Source organism: Parashewanella curva (assembly GCF_003675895.1).
Lineage (GTDB): Bacteria > Pseudomonadota > Gammaproteobacteria > Enterobacterales > Shewanellaceae > Parashewanella > Parashewanella curva.
This window is the reverse complement of record NZ_ML014771.1, coordinates 19,659-40,379: the sequence shown is the minus strand read 5'-3', so window position 1 is coordinate 40,379 and position 20,721 is coordinate 19,659. Positions and strand designations below refer to the sequence as shown.

General features: G+C 38.2%; 14 protein-coding genes. 3 read left to right on the top strand and 11 right to left on the bottom strand.

Features of this window, described 5'->3' with window-relative positions; all coding sequences use genetic code 11:
- Positions 1–118 precede the first annotated feature (118 nt).
- From D5018_RS08990 to D5018_RS08945, 10 genes are all read right to left on the bottom strand, one after another.
- Positions 119–658, bottom strand: a complete 540-nt coding sequence (locus D5018_RS08990; RefSeq protein ID WP_121838676.1) for a cell division protein ZapC — start codon at positions 656–658, stop codon at positions 119–121.
- 164 nt (positions 659–822) lie between these two features.
- Positions 823–1,845 (bottom strand): quinone-dependent dihydroorotate dehydrogenase, encoded by a 1,023-nt coding sequence (gene pyrD / locus D5018_RS08985; RefSeq protein WP_121838675.1) that lies wholly within the window; start codon positions 1,843–1,845, stop codon positions 823–825.
- 60 nt (positions 1,846–1,905) lie between these two features.
- The gene (locus D5018_RS08980; RefSeq protein WP_121838674.1) at positions 1,906–6,738 is read right to left on the bottom strand and encodes an NAD-glutamate dehydrogenase; all 4,833 of its coding nucleotides are present in this window, start codon (positions 6,736–6,738) and stop codon (positions 1,906–1,908) included.
- A 354-nt stretch (positions 6,739–7,092) separates the two neighbouring features.
- Positions 7,093–7,308, bottom strand: a complete 216-nt coding sequence (locus D5018_RS08975) for a DUF2835 domain-containing protein (protein ID WP_121838673.1) — start codon at positions 7,306–7,308, stop codon at positions 7,093–7,095.
- 13 nt (positions 7,309–7,321) lie between these two features.
- Positions 7,322–9,724 carry a bifunctional aspartate kinase/homoserine dehydrogenase I gene (gene thrA / locus D5018_RS08970; protein WP_121838672.1) on the bottom strand — a complete coding sequence of 801 codons (2,403 nt, stop codon included), beginning with the start codon at positions 9,722–9,724 and terminating at the stop codon, positions 7,322–7,324.
- Between the two features lie 161 nt (positions 9,725–9,885).
- A complete protein-coding gene (gene pepN / locus D5018_RS08965) occupies positions 9,886–12,438 on the bottom strand; it encodes an aminopeptidase N (protein WP_121838671.1) in 2,553 nt (850 codons plus the stop codon).
- Positions 12,439–12,569: 131 nt separating this feature from the next.
- Complete coding sequence (gene prc / locus D5018_RS08960; protein ID WP_121838670.1) at positions 12,570–14,615, bottom strand: carboxy terminal-processing peptidase; 2,046 nt, start codon at positions 14,613–14,615, stop codon at positions 12,570–12,572.
- Positions 14,616–14,639: 24 nt separating this feature from the next.
- Positions 14,640–15,308 carry an RNA chaperone ProQ gene (proQ, locus tag D5018_RS08955; RefSeq protein WP_121838669.1) on the bottom strand — a complete coding sequence of 223 codons (669 nt, stop codon included), beginning with the start codon at positions 15,306–15,308 and terminating at the stop codon, positions 14,640–14,642.
- Positions 15,309–15,555: 247 nt separating this feature from the next.
- Complete coding sequence (locus D5018_RS08950; protein ID WP_121838668.1) at positions 15,556–16,014, bottom strand: GAF domain-containing protein; 459 nt, start codon at positions 16,012–16,014, stop codon at positions 15,556–15,558.
- A gap of 34 nt (positions 16,015–16,048) precedes the next feature.
- Positions 16,049–16,324: a YebG family protein gene (locus D5018_RS08945; RefSeq protein WP_121838667.1), complete on the bottom strand. Its 276-nt coding sequence runs from the start codon at positions 16,322–16,324 to the stop codon at positions 16,049–16,051.
- A 158-nt stretch (positions 16,325–16,482) separates the two neighbouring features.
- Here D5018_RS08945 and D5018_RS08940 point away from each other — a divergent pair, with 158 nt between their 5' ends.
- Genes D5018_RS08940 through D5018_RS08930 form a run of 3 tightly spaced genes read left to right on the top strand, consistent with a single transcriptional unit; the run spans position 16,483 to position 20,354 of the window.
- Entirely contained in the window at positions 16,483–17,121 is a 639-nt protein-coding gene (locus tag D5018_RS08940; protein WP_121838666.1) for a paraquat-inducible protein A, read from the top strand.
- A complete protein-coding gene (locus tag D5018_RS08935; RefSeq protein WP_416351536.1) occupies positions 17,108–17,770 on the top strand; it encodes a paraquat-inducible protein A in 663 nt (220 codons plus the stop codon). Before D5018_RS08940 ends, D5018_RS08935 begins: the two co-directional genes overlap by 14 nt.
- Positions 17,739–20,354 (top strand): MlaD family protein, encoded by a 2,616-nt coding sequence (locus D5018_RS08930; RefSeq protein WP_121838665.1) that lies wholly within the window; start codon positions 17,739–17,741, stop codon positions 20,352–20,354. The genes D5018_RS08935 and D5018_RS08930 overlap by 32 nt, the downstream gene beginning before the upstream one ends.
- 140 nt (positions 20,355–20,494) lie before the next feature.
- Here the strand turns inward: D5018_RS08930 and D5018_RS22390 are convergent, their stop codons facing one another.
- The gene (locus D5018_RS22390; RefSeq protein WP_243637413.1) at positions 20,495–20,569 is read right to left on the bottom strand and encodes a hypothetical protein; all 75 of its coding nucleotides are present in this window, start codon (positions 20,567–20,569) and stop codon (positions 20,495–20,497) included.
- Between the last annotated feature and the right edge of the window lie 152 nt (positions 20,570–20,721).

The window sequence follows — 20,721 nt, the reverse complement described above, 5'->3', positions numbered from 1 at the left end:
CTGAAACAAAAAGAGAAAATTAGTAAGTGATTGAATATTTGATGAATAATTTTGTAAAAGGAATTAAAGAAGATTAATAGAAGTAAATGCAGCAGCTAGGGAACTTTTATAAATACTATTAGGCTGCTGCAGTATGTTTTTGAGCTTGAAGTGGTGACAAACGGTCATTCATAACTTTAATAACATCAAACTGTTTTAGAGTTTTTTTATCAGAAACAGCACATTCAGCTGATAAAACCATGACACAAGTGGACTGCAGGCCAGCATCAACGGCTAACACTAATAGCGTCTCATTGTTCATTTCAGTTCTTAGTGTAAAAACTTTACCGTTTTCACTAAACACACAAGTACTACTTGGTTTGAAAAACCAAGACTTTGGCATTTGTGACTGTAACATGAAGTGCGCAGCGGTTGCATTCAGCACTATTTGAACTAACCCAGCATCAGATGTTTTAAGTGCCCTCTGTAATCTATCTATTAGATCTAGATAGAACTTAGCATGTGTTACATCAAATTTAACGTCCATTAGCGCATCTGGTATCAATTGCTTTTTAGAATATGGTGTTAGAAATTCAACCTCATCACCAAGCAAGACACTTAATACTTCATGTTCATCATTATATTTCCACTGCCAATCCCTTTTTGGCATAAATAACATAATAATTACCTAATGGTTAATATACGAGAACATATTAGTCTAAATTTTATTCAGTTTCAAAACTTTATTTTTTATTTATAGAAGAAAAACTTAAACTTTAAAATTGCGATCAAATAGATCCAACTCGATCGCAATTTTATATTTAGATCAAAAATAAGATCATATTAAATACATGATCTATATCTTTTTACTATATCGGCAATTAATGGAGGACCTTGATATATAAATCCAGAATAAATTTGAACTAAACTTGCACCGGCTTGAATTTTAGCCATCGCATCATGTCCCGACGAGATACCACCTACTCCGATAATAGGCATAGCTCCATTCAAAGCGACTGCAAGCTTTTGGACAATCAAGGTTGAGGCATCAGTCAGAGGCTTGCCACTAAGCCCTCCACTTTCATTTCCATTATTTAAACCTTCAACACCTTTTCTTGCTAGGGTGGTATTTGTTGCAATCACTGCATCAAATTTATTTTTGATCAATGAATTAGCAATTTGATTAATTTCTTGATCATCAAGATCTGGTGCTATTTTTAAAGCTAAAGGTACATACTTATGATATTTATTTTCGAGCTCGGATTGTTTTTCTTTTAAAGAAATTAACAAATCATCCAATAATTCACCAAACTGTAACGATCGTAGATCAGGTGTATTAGGTGACGAAATATTCACAGTAATATAAGAAGCATACGGATAAACTTTTTCCATACAGATCAAATAATCATCTTTGCCATTCTCTACTGGAGTATCTTTATTCTTACCAATATTAACGCCAACAATAATATCAGACTTTACAGCCATTAAATTTTTGACTAAATAATCAACACCATGGTTATTGAATCCCATTCGGTTAATTATTGCTTCCGCTTCTTCGATTCTAAACAACCTTGGCTTATCGTTGCCAGGTTGCGGCCTAGGCGTAACAGTACCTACCTCGACGAATCCAAAGCCCATAGCTGCAAACGCATCAATTGCTTCACCGTTTTTGTCTAAACCTGCCGCCAATCCAACAGGATTAGGAAAACTAAGCCCCATAACGTCTACAGGAGCAGACTGTAAGTTTTGACTATAGAGGCAGCTTAGTGGGCTGTTAGCTGTCTTCTTTAACGAGCTTAATGCTAAGTCATGTGCTTTTTCAGCATCCATATTGAACATGAACTTTTTAGCTAAATTGTAAATCATAGGGTTTCCTCAGCCAAAAAAAGCCCCGGCTAACGCCAGGGCTATTATTGTTTTTATTTATTATTTACTACCTTCACATTGCAGCACTAGGAGACTTAACTCCCTTAACGCTACAGAGAACTTCGCAAATTCGTGACCTTGCGAGCTCTTGAAATCAGCCAACATGTGGTTCCAACGCTCAAGGAGCTTTTGATGTCCATCTATCCAAGCTGTGATAATAGTCTCAGCTTCACACTCTTGATCACAGCCCAGCAACACTGCATTCGTTAATGAACGTTGCTGCCAATCAAGCTCTTCACGATAAGCTGCTCTTGCTAGGGCTTGCCAGTGGTTTGTCACAGGCTGATTAGTGATTTGTACTAAGAACCAATGCAACTCTAGGCGAGCACCTAATCTGAAGTAAGTTTCACAAATTAATGCTAACGGCTTATCGTTGTTATCCGCAATTTGAGCAATATCTAAACCTGAGAAAACAGTACTTAGATAAGCAATGTTCTTCGCTACTTCAACTGGTACATTTTCAGTCATAAGTGCATCAACATCATCTGAAAGCTCTTTAACTTCAGCTTCAGTCATGTAGTTATTAATGTTTGCACGTAAATCATCAACAACAGGCTTAAAGAACTCAATCGTTTGCTGAATGCTTTGGCTACGATTACGGTGACGTAAGAACCAACGACATGCACGACGTAAGTTACGACGTAACTGATGTAGCATTTCACCTTGAACGATTGCAGGAACAACGAAATTTAACTCGTCGATCTGTTTGATCAGTTCATTAAGGCCAAATGCTTCGCTGGCGATCGTATAACAAATACCAATTTCAGCTACAGAAGCACCGGTTTCATCTTGCATACGCTGAACAAAGTTCAGTCCCATGTTATTTACAAGCTCATTAGCCAATGAAGTTGCAATGATTTCACCACGCAGAGGGTGAGCCGTCATCTTTTCAGTGTATTGCTCTTGAAGCTTTTTAGGGAAATAAGCAACCAGTAATTTACTTAGCAACTCATCTTCTGTAATTTCAGGCGTTACTAACTGCTCTTTCAATACCATCTTAGCGTAGGCAACAAGTACCGAAAGCTCTGGGCGAGTCAAGGACTTGCCTGCAGCAAGACGCTCAGATAGTTCATCTTCTGTTGGCAAGAACTCTAATGCTCTATCTAACTTACCTTCTTTTTCTAGGTAATGGATGAAGCGAATTTGCTCTTTAAGCTGCTCAACTCCACGTACCTGGGTTACAGTGATTGAACGAGTCTGATCTTGGCAATCCTGAAGTACGATTTCACTTACTTCTTCAGTCATTTCTTCTAGTACACGGTTACGTTGTTTAACCGTTAACTCACCATCAGCCACTAAAGAGTTAAGTAAGATTTTAATGTTAACTTCGTTATCCGAACAGTCTACACCACCCACATTATCAACGAAGTCGGTGTTCATACGACCACCGTTAGCTGTATATTCGATACGACCAAGCTGAGTGCAACCTAAGTTACCACCCTCGCCAATTACCTTGGCACGAACTTCATCACCATTTACACGAATTGCATCGTTTGCACGATCACCCACTTCTGCATGAGTTTCTTTAGTCGCTTTTACGTAAGTACCGATACCACCATTCCAAATTAGGTCAACTGGCATCTTAAGTAGTGATTTAAGTAGCTCATTCGGCGTCATGCTGGTCTTTGTTGTATCCAACATTTGCTGCATTTCAGCAGACAGTGGAATTGATTTCGCGTGACGAGAGAAAATGCCGCCACCTTTTGAAATCAGCTCAGCGTTGTAATCTTCCCATGTAGAACGAGGAAGGTTGAACAAACGCTCACGCTCAACATAGCTCGTTTCTGAATCCGGATTTGGATCAATGAAGATGTGCATATGGTTGAACGCCGCTTGTAAGCGAATGTGGCGAGACAACAACATACCGTTACCAAATACGTCACCAGCCATGTCACCTACTGCAACACAGGTAAAGTCAGTCGTTTGACAATCAACACCAAACTCACGGAAATGACGCTTAACTGATTCCCAAGCACCACGAGCTGTAATGCCCATCTTTTTGTGGTCGTAACCATTAGAGCCACCAGAAGCAAACGCATCACCCAACCAGAAGTTATATTCTTCTGAAATAGAGTTGGCGATATCGGAGAAAGTCGCTGTACCTTTATCAGCTGCAACAACTAGATAAGGATCATCTTCATCATGACGAACAACATCAACTGGAGGAACAACCTCACCATTGATAATGTTATCAGTGATGTCTAATAGACCACGGATAAACATACGGTAACAAGCTTGCCCTTCCGCAAAAAATGCATCACGCTCAGTTGGAAGCTGCTTACATACGAAGCCACCTTTTGCACCAACAGGTACAATTACGGTGTTTTTAACTTGCTGTGCTTTAACAAGACCTAATACTTCTGTACGGAAATCTTCACGACGATCTGACCAACGTAAGCCACCACGAGCCACTTTACCACCACGTAGGTGAACACCTTCAATACGAGTTGAATAAACGAAGATTTCATAATGAGGTAAAGGCTTAGGCATTTCTGGGATCAAGTTTGGCTCAAACTTGAACGAGATATAATCTTTTGGCTGCCCGTCTTTTTCTTGGTAGAAGTTAGTACGAAGAGTCGCATTAATTAAGTCTAAATAACGACGGATAATACGGTCATCATCCAAGCTCGAAACTTCATCCAAACGTAAGTTGATTTGTTCAACAAACTTATCAAGAGTGCGCGTCTTCAACTTAGGGTTGAACTTACGGATGAACATTTTCACTAATAGCTCAGCAATGAACGGATAGCGAGTAAAGGTTTCTTCAATGTACGATTGTGAGAACGTCGCATCGATTTGACGCATATATTTCGCATAAGCACGAACAACAGAAACTTCACGGCCATTCAAGCTAGAAGAAAGGACTAGACGGTTAAAGCCATCATCTTCCAATTTCTTCTTCCATACTTGAGCAAGTGCATCTTGGAAACGGTCTTGGCTATCAGCTAAGTTCTCTGTTGCTGCACCTTGAACTGTCATTAAGAAGTCAAGGATCCAATATGTTGCACCATCAGTGGTTTTAACTTCGTATGGACGTTCATTAATTACTCTAAGCCCGAAGTTTTCAAGCATTGGCAGTACGTCAGAAAGATGGATTGGCTCATCTTTATGGAAAAGTTTTAAACGTACTTTATTATCATTTAGCGCGGCTTCTTGAGGCTGATAGAATAACATACCAAGCTGATTTTCATCAGACAGACCTTCTAACTGTTGAAGATCTACAACGGCAGAACTAGGAAGGACATCTTCTTTATAACTTGGTTGGAAAGCATTCAGGTAACGCTTATTTAAAGCATTACCCTGCTCTTCACCTAAAGAGCCATTAAGTGCCGCTTGAAGTTTATCTTCCCATGAGCGAGCGGCTTCGATTAGGTTTCTTTCAATTGCTGCCACGTTGACATCCATATTGTTGTTTTCAACTTTAACGATGTAGTGCGTTCTTGCCAAAGTTGATTCAGAGAAGTAAGTAGTAAATTGTACTTCTTCTTTACTTTTCAGATGTTGAGCCAAAATACGCTGAGTATCTTGACGCAACTTAGTGTTATATCTGTCTTTAGAAACATAGACCATGCAAGACAAGAAACGACCGAAGCCATCTTTACGAACGAATAGCTTAAGTTTATCTCTGTCTTGCATTTCAAGAACACCTTGAGCTACTGAAGCAAGTTCCGCTTCACGCGCTTGAATAATTTCATCACGTGGAAGGTTCTCAAGAATGTTAAGAAGATTTTTGTAGTCGTGTGAACGAGGAACCAAACCAGAGCTTTCAAGTACTCGTGTTACTTTCTCATTCAACATTGGGATTTCGCGAGGGCTACGGTTATAAAGCGTAGAAGCGTAAAGGCCAATGAATCTGTCTTCGCCAATCACTTTACCTGACTCGTCGTAGCGCTTTATGCCAACATAGTCGATGTAAGCTGGACGGTGAACACGACTTTTACTGTTTGTCTTTGTTAGGATCAATAACTTATCGTCTAACGCTTCTTTACGAGCGGTCTCAGAAAATGTTGAAAGCAACAGACCTTTAGGCTTTTCTTGCCCTGGCTTATTCATCAAACCTAAGCTTGATTCCATTTCGGCATTTAGCTCTAAATCACCTTGAACTGCACTTAAGGTATAACGACGATAGCCAAGCAGAGTAAATTGATGGTTTTTAAGATAGTCTAAGAAACGAATCGCTTCGTCTAAGTCTGACTTACTTCCTGGAAATGGTCTAGTCGGTAATTCTTTAATAATGCTGTCTAACTTATCAGTCATTGGCTGCCAATCTTTTACAGCCGCTTCAACATCAATTAAAACTGTTTCAATTTCTTTTTTCAGAGCAAGAATTTCTTGTTCACTTGTTTGGCTATCAATTTCAATTAAGAATACCGCGATTTTTTCGTTATTTTCGTTGCTTGAATCAATTTGACTGATATCACTTACAACTTTTTCACCACGTTCGATTGCCAAAGGCGTGTGAAGCATCATATGAACAGTAATATCCATACGATTTAAAAGCATACCTACCGAATCAACCAAAAATGGCATATCAGGTAGGATGATTTCGATAATAGAATGAGTAGATTGCCAGCCGTGCTTTGACTGGTTCGGATTAAACACTCGTAAATGAGTATCTCCAACAGAAGTCTTGTTAAGAGCATTCCACAAACTTAGAACTGCACCGTATAGATCACTATCGTTACGGGCATGCAAATCGTCTTTAGACATGTGGGCATAAAGGTGATTGGCAAACTGTTCAACTTGTTTCGCTTGTGAATGAGGGACTTTGGAGTGAATCAAACTGATTACATTTTCAAGTAATACTGAAGGCATTGCATCTTTCAAAGCCATTTTGCTGTTTCCTTAGGCGTCTATGGCAGCGCTTTATTATGATTAGGATGCGGAAAAAAATCCGAAGTAAATCATCTTTACTTAATGGCGAAGTTTATTACTTATTGCGACACATTTCGAGGAAAATTTGTGATGAAAGTACACTAAAATTAGGGTTATTTGTGGAGTGGATCACAAGTTTTGAGCAAACAAGCAAAAAAATGGATTTTATATGCAATTTACCTGATTATCGATACTTGAAACCTTGCAATAACTTACTTAGTTAGCACCCGGAATATCAGATTTCACAATAAAAATAATTATGAGTTCCAACAAATTAAGAAATATTTTTAGACCCTTCGTAAATAATGATTATCAGAGACGATTTAGTTCAATAAAACTACCGTTAGAATCCAAGGTTAATTTAAACCGCCCTTGTATTCCTGAAACTGTCACGAAGGATCTAAAATATCGAGCATTGATTTGAAGATGACGACCCGTATCATCAATCACGTCAACATGGGTTGCTGCTCCTTGATAAAAAGCCAAGTATTGTTTTGCTGATACAGAGATTGAAAATGTGAATTCCATGTTGACACGATAGCTATGTATTTTCAGCTAATCTTAACAAATCAGAATAAACTCCACGAGCTGTAACTTGTGCTCCTGCACCAGCGCCACGAATAACTAGCGGGTTTTCACCATAAGATTCAGTGTAAATCTCAAAAATAGAATCTGACCCTTGCAAGCTCCCCAGCGTGGTATTATTCGAAACAACATCTAACTTAACTTCAAGCTGCTGATTTTCAACATCAAGTTCACCTACATAGCGTAATGCTTCCTCACTAGACGCTAAATTACGTCTAGCTAAGAAAAATTCATTTAATTGTATTTCGGCCGCTAAAAATGTTTCTACACTGCCCTCACGTAGGGAGTCAGGTATAAGGTTTTCAATCTTAACATCTTCAAGGTTATCCTTTAGATCAAGCTCTCTTGCCAATATCAACAACTTACGGCCTACATCATTGCCAGACAAGTCTTCTCTTGGGTCAGGTTCGGTTAAACCATCATCAATAGCTTGCTGTAATACCTGATAGAAATCGACATCACTGTTGGAATATGTATTAAAAATGAAACTGAGAGAGCCGGAAAAAATACCACGAATCCGTTTAATTTTATCACCAGACACATGCAGTAATTTAATGGTATCTATTAAAGGTAAACCTGCTCCAACATTGGTCTCGTATAAAAATTTACCCTTATGCTCCTGCAGTAAAGCACGAAGTTTCGAATAGAAGCCATACTCCTGAGTATTTGCATGCTTGTTAGAGGCTACAATATCAAAACCATTTGATATTAACTTGGGATAAATATGTACGAGTTCTTCGTTGGCGGTGTTGTCGACACAAACGACATTTTCTAAATGCCGCTCTTCAACGAATTGAATGACATCATCAAAGTCGTAATTCACGATACCATTAGAGTCTAGTTCATGTAACCAATTTTGTTCAATACCATGTTCCTTTAGCAATACTTTTTTACTATCCGCAACCCCAAAAATGTTGAGTTTAAGATTGCGTCTTTCGAGTAATCTTTGCTGAGTATCAAGTAACTGATTAATCAAGGTACTGCCAACATTACCTTTACCCAGCAATAAAACATTTAACGTTTTGGATGCACCGAAAATATGGCTATGAATAAGGTTAGCGGCTTTTTTAGCATCATTTTGCTTTATCACTAAAGACAGATGTTCTCCATTAATGGTATTTGCTAACAAATACGGGGTAATTTTGTTTCTATTTAAAGAGTTATAGATTTGTTCAATAAAATTAAAGTTTTGCCCAATAACTGAAATCACTGCGACATTAGTGTTGGCAGTGACGTCTTCGATATCAAGTAATTCAATTTCTTCTCTAAACTCTTTTAGTAAAACATTCTTAGCTTTTTCAGCATTTTTTTGATCAACAATAAATCCAATTCCTCTCTCAGAAGAAGCCTGAGATATGATCCTAACACTGATATTTTGGCGACTTAGTGCACTAAAAATACGGCCATCAATGCCTACTTTTCCAAGCAAGCCCCTTCCTTCAAGACTGATGAGAGCGACTTCTTCGATAACAGTTACGGCTTTTACTCCTCGGCCATCACCGTCTTCATTAATTAAGGTCCCCTCATCATCAGGGTTGAGTGAATTTAATATTCGAATCGGAATATTCTTTTCTACGAGCGGTAATATAGTTTTCGCATGTAGCACTTCAGTGCCAAAGTTCGCTAATTCATTTGCCTCACGGTAGGATAGATTTCTTATGATAGAGGCATTATTTACTAAATGAGGGTTCGCTGAGTATATTCCGTTTACACTAGTCCAGTTTTGAACTTGAGAAGCGTTTAAAAAATTGGCTAACAGTGTTGCCGAATAATTACTGCCATTCGCACCTAATGTAGTTGTATTTCCTTGTAAATCTGAAGCAATAAACCCTGTTACGACTTCAATAACTTCAGCATCAGCATCTTTAAAATATGATTTAGTTTTTTGATCTGACAGTTCTAATAAAACATGAGCTTCACCATAATTACTATCTGTTTTTATAAACTGCCTAGCATCGACGAAACGAGCTTTTAAGTCATTTTGGTTCAAAATGTGTGTGACAGTTTTACAACTGATTATTTCACCAAAAGCCAATAGCCTTTCTTTTATTTTTACTGAGTACTCTCCTAACAAAGCAACACCAGCCAAAATACGTTCGATTTCTTTAAACTCTCGGGAAAGATCGATTTCAGGACATGGAGAACATTGATATTGAATAAACGTTACAAGTAGCGATTCATAGTCCTTTTGTTGTTTGGCTAATTCAATTAGCTGAGTTAAGGTTTGGGTTGACTCACCTCTCGCTGACAACACTAGATAAATCTTGCTGCCTAAATCAGTTTTTTTAATAACTTCAAGCGCTGATTCTAAAGGCTTTCCATTAGCTAATGACTTCCCACCAAATTTTAAAACTTTCATATCTACTTCCTTTTATTGCTAAAACGTTAATAGCCTGTTTTACGAGCATATCCAAAACAGGAAGAGATGTCTAGACGTCTATTCAAAACAATTATGGCAGATACAAAAAAGGCCAAGAAAACTTGGCCTAAAAGAAGAACAGTCGAGCTAAGGTGAGCTAATTAAGATAACGCTCTAGAGACTTTCTCATACAGATCTTTTGATAAGTCAGGCAGTTCTATCAACTCTTGTAAGCTTTCTTTGATTTTTTGCTGACGCGCAAGATCAAACTTTGAAAATTGAATTAACGGAGTAATGATTCGAGCCGCCACTTGTGGATTAATGATATTCATTTTTTTCAAAATATCAGTTAAATATTGATAACCACTGCCATCAGATTTATGGAAATGCTTAATATTTCCTGCAGCAAAACTTCCAATAAGTGAACGAACACGATTAGGATTATTAAAACTAAACGCTTTATGGCTTGTTAACGCTTTAATTTTATCAATCACTTGCTCAGAATCTTGAATCGCTTGTAAAGTGAACCATTTATCCATGACTAATGGCGTATCAACCCACCTGTTCTCAAAGTGAGTCATTAAGCTTTCTCTATTTGAAAGATTTAGATCGCTTGCCACTTTAAGTGCACCTAAAGAGTCTGTCATGTTAGTAGCAGATTCATACTGTGCATTCACTAGAGCCTCATGCTCCTCATTTGCAACACATGCCCAAGACAAACACTCATTTTTCAACGCTCTAGCACTGGCAATATCTTTGTCTTTTGAAGTGTGATATCGAGCCACTACCTCATCTTCACAAGCTAATGCCAACTCATCTTTTACAAAGCTGCGAGCTGTGATAAGCGAATCTAAATCTACGCTTTCAGTTTGCTCAACCAAAGCACTAATAGATGGGACTGACATGATTTCTGCAATCAATTCTTCATCTAATTTTTCATCCAGAATAACGCCTTTGAAAGCATCTTTAACAATATCGCTCAGTTGCATACTTTTACCAGCAACTAACGCTTTAACATTGTCCCAAACCGATTTACTAAACAAAGATACCGATGCTTCCCAACGCGCAACTTCGCTACTTGCATAACGCATTAAATGAGCCAAGTGCTCATCTTCGTATTGGTATTCAAGTTTTACGGGGGCTGAAAAATCTTGCAAAAGAGATACAACAGGTTTTTGAGTTAATCCATCAAAAGTAAACGTCTGTTGTCGTTCAGTGAAATTTAGTACTTTTGAGGTAATACTCTTCCCATCTAAGTCTATTAATTCAACATCAAATGGAATATGCATAGGTAAGTCATTATTACCAGCAACGGTTGGACGAGACTGAGTTAAGGTTAATTGATATTGGCCATCTTCAAAGTTTTCAGAAACGGCAACACTTGGCGTACCTGCTTGGCTATACCATAAACGGAATTGCTGAAGATCAACACCAGAAGCATCTTCCATTGCAGACACGAAGTCATCGCAAGTTACAGCTTGACCATCATGTCGCTCAAAATATAGTTTCATACCTGCTTGGAAGTTCTTTTCTCCCAACAAGGTGTGCATCATACGAATAACTTCCGCACCTTTGTTATATACTGTTACCGTATAAAAGTTATTCATTTCAATAACGGATTCTGGGCGAATTGGGTGTGCCATTGGTCCGGCATCTTCAGCAAATTGATGGTTACGGATAACTTGAATGGCCTGAATGCGGTTTACCGGACGAGAGCCTACATCTGAACTAAACTCTTGATCACGGAATACCGTTAACCCTTCTTTCAAGCTCAATTGGAACCAATCACGACAAGTAACACGGTTTCCTGTCCAGTTGTGGAAATACTCATGACCAATCACAGACTCAATGCCATGATAATCATCATCGGTAGCACTTTCTTTATCCGCTAATACATACTTAGTATTAAATACGTTTAGACCTTTATTCTCCATTGCACCCATATTGAAAAAATCAACAGCAACAATCATGTAAATATCTAAATCGTATTCAAGATCAAATCGGTCTTCATCCCATTTCATCGATTTTTTAAGCGATGCCATAGCATGGTGAGCTTTATGCAGATTGCCTTTATCAACAAATACTTGAAGCTTTACATCGCGGCCTGAGCGAGTAGTAAACTGATCTTCGAGTAAATCAAAATCACCTGCCACTAATGCAAAGAGATAGCTTGGTTTTGGGAATGGATCTTGCCAAGTCGCAAAATGACGCCCGTTTACAGCGTCCCCACTTGAAATAAGGTTACCGTTACTTAATAAAAATGGAAATTCAGTTTTATCCGCTTCGACTCTAACATCAAATTTAGCTAGTACATCTGGACGATCAAGATAATAAGTAATACGACGGAAACCTTCTGCCTCACATTGAGTACAGTATGCGCCATCAGACATATATAAACCTTCGAGCGCTGTATTTTCAGCTGGTTTAATATGGGTAATGATTTCGAGCTCAAAGTTATCTAGATCAGCTTGAATATATAACTGTTTATCTTTAACTTGATGAGATGCAGGCTGACTATTTACTTTAACACTAACTAAGTCTAAATCCTCGCCATCAAGTACTAATTCCGTTGCTTGTTTTGATTGTCTTTCGACCTGGCTTATGGCAACCACTTTTGTGGTTGGAATATTCAACTGAAAGTCTAACGATAAGTGGTTTATTGTAAAATCTGATTGTTGATAATCTTTTAGGTACTTAGCCTGAAGCTCTGACATGACTACCCTCTTTGTATTTAATGTTATCGAAGTTCACGAGTAAACGTGAACCTTATTATTGATGTTGATTTGATTCGATTAAATCCAAAAAACGCGCCGAAGCGCGTTTTTGAACAGTTAGAACATTGGACTTATGGCTTTTTTAAGTCATCGACCAAATCAAGTGTGATATCTGCTGTTTGCTCAAGAAGCACATCAGGCAACTCATCTTTTTCATCTAACTTAGCTAATTCGTCTAAATCTTTGACGGGCTTTTTCCCTTGAGCAACACGTCTTTCGTTAGCACGTTTTAAAGCCTTAGCATCATCTTCTTTTTGCTGAGCTTCACGCTCAGATTCAACAAGAGAAACACTCTTTTCATCAAGGTGCTTACGAAATTCAGCGATATCTTGACGAATATATTCAAACTCAACATTACCCTTGATACGCTGCTGATATTTACCTTTCAAATCTTCAATGATTTTGGGCGTAATATCATTCACTTTGTTATAGTTAGCAACAGGTACTTGATCCCAAGGTAACGCATTATCTTCTTTCGATTCACCGTATTCACCTGGCTTTAAGGCACTTGGGTACATAATATCAGGGGTCACACCTTTCAATTGAGTGCTGCCACCATTGATACGGTAAAATTTAGCAATAGTATATTGTACATGACCAATTGGCTTTTGATACATATCGTAGATACGAGATAATCCACGATGTTGCTGAACCGTACCTTTACCAAAGCTAGATTCACCCACAATTAAAGCTCGACCATAATCTTGAAGCGCCGCTGCAAAAATTTCAGATGCTGAAGCACTGTTACGATTGATAAGTACTGTTAGCGGGCCATCATATAACGTCACACCATCGTTATCACGGTTCTCAACGATTTTCCCATTTGCATAACGAACCTGAACAACCGGCCCCATATCAATAAACAAACCAGTCAATAAAGTAGCTTCTGTAAGAGCACCACCACCATTATCACGTAAATCGATAACGATACCTTCTACCTTCTCTTTCTTCAGCTTGTCGAGTTCTTTCGCAACATCACGAGAAAGGTTCATGTAAAAACCAGGGATAGTGATAACACCAACCTTACGATTTTTAAATTGAGGAGCATCACCTTTAATAACTTTAGAACTAGCCGCGCGATCTTCTAAACGAATTTTGTCACGAGTAATAGTCACTTCGATTGGCTTTGCGTTAGATCCTGCTTTTTTCTGTAAGATTTGCAGGGTAACTTTACTACCTTTAGGACCTTTGATCTTGTCGACAACGTCATCTAGACGCCAGCCGATCACATCAATAATCTTTTCACCGTCTTGACCAACACCAATGATTTTATCACCGTCAGCGAGCTTGCCACTCTTAGATGCTGGCCCACCTTTTACCAAGCTTCTGATAACTGTGTAATCATCGTCTTGTTGTAATACAGCACCAATGCCCTCAAGGCTTAAATTCATTTCTTGCTGAAAACGCTCAGCGTTTCTTGGGGAAAGATAGCTGGTATGTGGCTCAACAGTACGTGCAAATGCGTTCATTAGCATTTGGAATACGTCTTCACTATTGGTTTGTGAGAGACGTTTTAATGCATTGTTATAACGCTTTGTCAAAACCTTAACAATTTCTGGCCACTTCTTGTCTGTCATCGACAAATTTAGCGCGTCAAACTTTACTCTTTCACGCCAAAGTTCATGAATCTCATTTTCAGTCTTAGGCCAAGGAGCATCTTCACGATCAAATACATATTTATCGTTAGCTTTTTCGAAGTTAAAAGGCTTTTTTACATCAAGTAAGGATAAAGCATAAACTAAGGCATCATAGCGACGTTCTTGTGTCACGTCATACATCTTATAAGCTTCGCTTAAATCTCCGCTTTTCAACATGTCATCAAAGTTGTCTTGGTATTGCTTAAAACCATCAACATCTTTTTGAGTCAATACATTACGACGAGAATCTAAATACGATAAATAGCGTTCGAATACTTTATCTGAAAAAGCATCATTGAGTATAAAATGGTGATAATGAGAGCGCAGGAATAGATCCGTTATTCTCTTGCTAGCCACTTTATGCTGAGATTCTTGCTTTAAATGAGGTAACTCGTTGAGTTGAATTTTGGGCGTTGCTGCTCCAACATTAAATCCGACCAACAGGGCGGCCAACGTCATGGCCAGTTTAATTTTTCGCATCAACAAGTTACTCCTTTGTTTCTGTTACAGCAAAATATGTTCGGCTTTCACTTTAACCGTTAAACCACTGTCAAGATGAACAGTCACATCATCTTTATTTATGTCAGAAATGGTTCCCTTAACTGGAGACTTCCCTAACTTAACATTGACACGTTGTTCTTTTGCTAATTGATCCAACTCAGCCTGTACTAGATTAACCGCTGGTTCTGCTTTTTTATTTGGACGGCTCGATTTAGATTGAACTTGTTTGAAGTTACGATCTTTTCTCGGACGTTTGGTATTATTTCTAGGACCTGCTTTTTTGTCAGCGCCATCACCACGCTGCTCTGCAGCTTTAGCTTCACGTTGCTTGCGTCTTTCTTTTGCACGCTCTTGGCTTTCTTTAAGCGTCTTTTGCGCATGCTCAATATGCTGCTCTTCTAGCTCACCACAAGCATTACCATCAAGATCAACACGCACTGCGCCTTGCTTAATGCTTTTCAGATAACGCCAGCTACTGGTATAGCGGCGTAAAGCAACTCTTAATTGAGTCTTACTGATTTTTGACTCTTCTGCCAGTTTTTCAGCTAAATCTTGAAATAAACCAATTTTTAATGGCTTTGCTTCACCTTCAGCAATAAAACACTGAGGAAAAGTCTCGTATAAATAAGCCAAAATGGCATTTGTGTCGGTCAACTTATCTGTTGATTCCATTATAACTTCCACGTTTACAAGGACATTAGCCGCATATTATCTATGTAAATCGGCCTAGGTCGTTTATCTTAAAGCTTACTGTTCAATAAACTTTATGATTATATTTCAGATCATTAGCTGTAATCATAAAGCATAAAACTGTTATTAATTTGCGTTGGCTAACTTTTGAGAACTACCCAAGCAAGCCGCCTATTATAAGGTGCATCTGAACAATTGCGACCATGATTTATTAAATTGCGAATATTTTTTATGCGAATAGGCAAGATTCTAGGCTTTTTAACAATAACTCTAGGCCTTTTTGGTCTTCTTCATCAAAACGAGAAAATATCGGACTATCAATATCTAATACCCCTACTACCTCATTTCCATTTCTAAAAGGAATAACAATTTCGGAATTACTGGCAGAATCACAAGCGATATGACCTTCAAATTGATGAACGTCGGCAATACGTTGAGTAACATTTTCCGCCGCTGCTGTACCACAAACACCTCGCCCTAAAGGAATTCTTACACACGCAACTTTTCCTTGAAAAGGGCCTAATACCAATTGCTCATTTTCTATTAGGTAAAAACCAACCCAGTTAATAGTCTCTAGATGTTCGTTTAATAATGCAGAAAAGTTCGCCATAGCTGCGACTTGGTTGGTCTCACCTTCAAACAAAGCTAATACTTGTCGATTCAGGGTGTCATAAAACTCTGATTTCATAATTCTCTCTACTGATTTTATCTATGGATTTCTATTATGCCGCTTTTTTCTTTTCGGCTTTTTTCACAGGCGACTTTATTGCTGTACCACCCTTAAGCAGGGATAGTAAATCATCTTTATTAGAAGCTAAATAGTAAGCCATATCTTCGAGGGATTTTTCTTGCATCTCAATTTTGGAATTTTCTAGAAAAGGTACAAGACTGTCGGCTATATCCAACATTTTATCGTATGCATCAGCTTCTTTTTTTGTCGTAAATGTCATTTTTTCAACACCTTCTCTAACCACCACAAACTGAGTAATTACGGCCATGATTTCCTCACACTGTATTTATGAACAGTAATAGAGTCGCAAAACCTTGAGATTATTGCAACCTTTCATAAAAAAGTTGTTACGATTTACTTACTCCCAATTGAGAAATCTTTGTTATTATTAAATCATTGGAATTTACTGTTAGTTGGATATTACAGGTGAGCGACTCTGATACACCTAAGCTTCAATCTATAATTTTGTGTCAATCTTGCGATGTTGCAGTAAGCCGCCAAGCCCTGCCAGCCAATGTTAGAGCTCTTTGCCCTCGTTGCCATAGCGCCCTATATGCCAAACCGTTTTGCACTATAAATGGTGTCTTAGCGTTATGTATTACCGCGCTACTTTTGTACATACCAGCTAATTTTTACCCTGTACTTGAGCTTCACTTCTTTGGAAGCATTAGAACCTCTACTGTGTGGGAAGGTGCGTACTCTGTTATCAAACAAGGTTATTATATTGTCGGGATTGCAGTGGCATTGGGTGCAATTGTAGCGCCAGCGGCATTATTGGTTTCAATACTACTTCAAGTTTTGATAGTAAAACATGGTCTTCATAAGCCGATATTGCGGAAGTATTTTCGCTCTATATTAAAAAAACACCTACTTATTAAGCAATTTTCGATGCCTGAGATTTATGTCATTAGCATGTTTGTTACAGCTTTTAATTTGGGAGACTTTGCAGATATTTATATGGGGATCGGCACTTTTTGCTATGTAATGCTATTTATTCTAATGTTATTTTTACAACGTGAATACAATATTGATTACATGTGGGAGCAGTTACATGAATCCCAATAAGCCGTCTTACCATGAAATGGCACAAGGTAACCATTTAAACTTATTGAGCTGCCCAAAATGTAAAATGGTTTGCTCAGATGAGCTTGAATACTGCCCTCGTTGTGACAGCGAATTAGCCATACGTGATGAATCCAGCTTACAAAAAGCTTGGGCTTTTTTGATAACAGCAGCAATTTTACTGATCCCTGCCAATATCTATCCGATTAGTATCATTACTAAGCAAGGTAGAGTAACGCACGATACTATTTTCTCAGGTATTTTACACACCATTCACCTAGGCATGATTCCCATTGCAATCATTCTTTTTATTGCAAGTATTCTTGTGCCTTGGTTAAAAATTATTGGCTTAGCGACTTATTTATCTGCAATCAGTTTCAACTTACCTTTATCAAAGCGTTTTTTGATGAAAGGCTTTCATATTATTGAATGGATTGGCCGTTGGTCTATGCTTGATTTGTGCGTTATATCGCTCACTGTAGCATTGGTTAATATGGGTCAACTCTTAGACGCAAAACCCGGGATCGCAGCCACCCCCTTCGCTTTGGTGATTTTATTCACTCAGTTAGCTGCAAAAGTATTGGACACACGACTCCTTTGGGATCGAATGGAAAACAAGCATGACTCAAACAGAACCACCAAAAATAGTTAAAAAGAAATTATTCTCACCAGTCTGGCTTCTACCTGCTGTTGCTTTATTACTTGGCGCTTGGCTCATTGTAAAAGGCATCAAGGATGCAGGTGAAGAAATTACCATTCACTTCCCAACTGCTACTGGAATTCAGATTGGTAAGACACTCGTTAACTACCAAGGCGTGAATGTTGGTCATGTCACTGACATCGCCATTGATGAACAACGAAAAGGCGTCATCGTAACGGTAAATATGAATTATCGTGGTCAACCTTTCCTTAAAGATAAAACCCAATTTTGGTTGGTTAGCCCTAAAGCAAGTATCACGAAAATTGAAGGCTTAGATACCTTATTTTCAGGAAATTATATTGCTTTAAAACCTGGTAAAGGTGATAAACGGACTGATTTTGAAGCTGTGCCTGAAGCACCACCACAAATGCCAGCAAGTGAAGGTATGCTATTAACGCTATATGCTGAAGATTTAGGCTCTATAGATATCGGTGCACATATTTTTTATCGTCAGATACCTGTCGGAAAAGTTGTGAGTTATCGCTTAGATAATGCAGATAGAGTATCAATCAGCGTATTTATTCAAAAACGGTTCACCAACTTAATTAAACAAGATTCAAAATTTTGGAATATATCTGGACTAAAGCTGGATGCGTCACTGGCTGGTGTAAAACTTGAAGCAGAAAGCCTTGCGTCAATTATTGAAGGTGGTATTACTTTCAGCTCGCCTAAAGATAGCTCTATGGCTGAATCTGGTCATATATACAACTTATTTGATTCAAAAGAAGAAGCACTTGGAGGAAAGTCCTTCACTTTAACAAGTAATGACTCTCATGGTTTAAATAAAGGCAGCATGATTGTTTATCGTGGTGTAGCAATTGGTCAAATCAGTGGTAAAAGAATTACTGATAAAGGTGTTGAACTTGGTGCTCGTATTAAATATCAATATGCGAATCTACTTACTGGAAGTGCTAAATTTTGGCTAGCTGGTGCAGACTTATCCCTTTCCGAATTTAAACATCCTGAGCGTTTAATAACAGGCCCTGTTGTCGAGTTTTTCCCGGGAACAGGACCTAGTAAACTCAAATACCCTTTATTAACTTCTACACCTGAAATCGCAAAGCAAAAAAGCGTCAAGATTGAAATAGCAAGCTCTCAGAACTTTGGGCTGAAAGAAAATGCAGCGATAAAATATCGCAACGTGAAAATAGGCAAAATTTCTTCTGTAAGTCTTAGTAAAAACTTTCAGCAGGTAAATATTTCTGCTGAAATTTATCCTGAATTCAAGCCTCTGCTCAAATCTGGGCATTATTTTGTACCTCAATCAGCCCTTGAGGTTAAAGCTTCACTCGACAATGTTTCGGTAAAAACTTCTGATTTACCTTCAGCTATTTCAGGAGCCATCAATCTAGAAACAGATTTAAAAAGCTCGAATAAGTTCGTAAGTCAATTTAATCTATTCGCTTCTCAAGAAGACGCTCAAAAATCAGCTAATAAACATCTGTATCGCTATATCACTCTTAATAGCTCCGATGCTGCAGATTTACAGTCTGGTTCACCAATATATTATAAAAAAATGCAAATCGGTATTGTTGAAAATGTACGTTGGGCAAAGCAAAACGATCGATTTGACATTAAATTGGCGATTCAAAAGAAGTTTAATAGTCTAATCAATAACAAAACGGTATTTTGGAGAAACAGTGCTTTATCAGTTGATGCTAACCTTTCTGGCATAAAACTCGATGTAGCACCACTTCAAGGCGCTCTAAAAGGTAGTGTAAGTCTAGGATTAGCAGAGACTGCTTCAAAACTTAAACGCAAGCCCCTTTATGCCAACAAAGAATTGGCAATGGCGCAAGCAACTCCAATTGAAATAATATTTCGAACGGGTACACGTCTTGCCAAAGGTGCAGCAATTAAGTACCAAAATCATTCTATAGGTTCAGTGGAAGCCGTTCGTCTCAATGAAGACTTGAATACCATTACTGCAACGGCTTTCCTCTATTCAAGATTCGCTAAGCATTTCAAACGTAAAGATACTAAATTCTATATTGTTGATGCTCAAATCTCTCTGGCAGGCATTAAATCACCAGAAACTTTAATCTCTGGCGCATATGTAAGTGCAGTTCCTGGGCAATCAAGTCAATCCGCCCATGTATTTACAGGTGAGCTTTCTAAAGAGGCTTTATCTTTAACTCCAAAGGGCGCAGCTGCCATCGTATTAGTTAAGTCACAGCTTGGTTCAATTCAGGTTGGCACAGGAATCTATTTTAGAGGTATAAAAATAGGCAAAGTTGATAGTTATCAATTGGCTGTGGATGGTAACCATGTACGTATTAAAGCTCACATTAACGCTAAATATCGCCAGTTTATAAATAAATCTAGCCGTTTTTGGGAGCAGTCAGGAATTAAAATTGACGCAGGGCTTTTTTCTGGAGTTCATCTTAGTACTGGTTCATTTGAAAATATACTAGCCGGTGGCATTTCAGTGGTCACAGAGCAATTAACCCGCAAAGATAATGCATTAACTGAAAATGAATCGTTTAGATTATATCCAGAATCAAGATCAAGTTGGTTAAAATGGCAATTTAAATAATTTAAACTCAGCTCTGTGAGGGTGGCTTATGCAGGGCTGAGGATTAATTTAGGTTTAATGGTCTTTCGAAACAGCTTGTAACCTTTGCTTATTTCAAGCTGTTCATTTTTTTCAAATTATTAGTGTAAATGCTTCATTCTCTAATTCAAAAAAATCACATTTATCCAACAAAAAATCGCGATTATAAAGCTAAGCATCACCGCTAAAGATCCCAAATCCTTTGCGAGTCCAGATAAATTATGGTGTTCGTAACCTATCCTATACTCGTGATACCTGAAGATGCAGGATTTCAGCGAGAATTAATTGCCATTTAGGCAAGGCACTTTCCTGTAGTAATAGTTATTACCGACAAACAAAACTGTCGTTA

Bases quoted from the DNA above. Each gene is read 5' to 3' on its own strand.
- D5018_RS08930 (WP_121838665.1), top strand. From the start codon at position 17,739: ATGACTCAAACAGAACCACCAAAAATAGTTAAAAAGAAATTATTCTCA.
- prc (WP_121838670.1), bottom strand. From the start codon at position 14,615: ATGCGAAAAATTAAACTGGCCATGACGTTGGCCGCCCTGTTGGTCGGA.
- thrA (WP_121838672.1), bottom strand. From the start codon at position 9,724: ATGAAAGTTTTAAAATTTGGTGGGAAGTCATTAGCTAATGGAAAGCCT.
- pyrD (WP_121838675.1), bottom strand. From the start codon at position 1,845: ATGATTTACAATTTAGCTAAAAAGTTCATGTTCAATATGGATGCTGAA.
- D5018_RS08945 (WP_121838667.1), bottom strand. From the start codon at position 16,324: ATGGCCGTAATTACTCAGTTTGTGGTGGTTAGAGAAGGTGTTGAAAAA.
- D5018_RS08935 (WP_416351536.1), top strand. From the start codon at position 17,108: ATGAATCCCAATAAGCCGTCTTACCATGAAATGGCACAAGGTAACCAT.
- pepN (WP_121838671.1), bottom strand. From the start codon at position 12,438: ATGTCAGAGCTTCAGGCTAAGTACCTAAAAGATTATCAACAATCAGAT.
- D5018_RS08950 (WP_121838668.1), bottom strand. From the start codon at position 16,014: ATGAAATCAGAGTTTTATGACACCCTGAATCGACAAGTATTAGCTTTG.
- D5018_RS08980 (WP_121838674.1), bottom strand. From the start codon at position 6,738: ATGGCTTTGAAAGATGCAATGCCTTCAGTATTACTTGAAAATGTAATC.
- D5018_RS08990 (WP_121838676.1), bottom strand. From the start codon at position 658: ATGTTATTTATGCCAAAAAGGGATTGGCAGTGGAAATATAATGATGAA.
- proQ (WP_121838669.1), bottom strand. From the start codon at position 15,308: ATGGAATCAACAGATAAGTTGACCGACACAAATGCCATTTTGGCTTAT.
- D5018_RS08975 (WP_121838673.1), bottom strand. From the start codon at position 7,308: ATGGAATTCACATTTTCAATCTCTGTATCAGCAAAACAATACTTGGCT.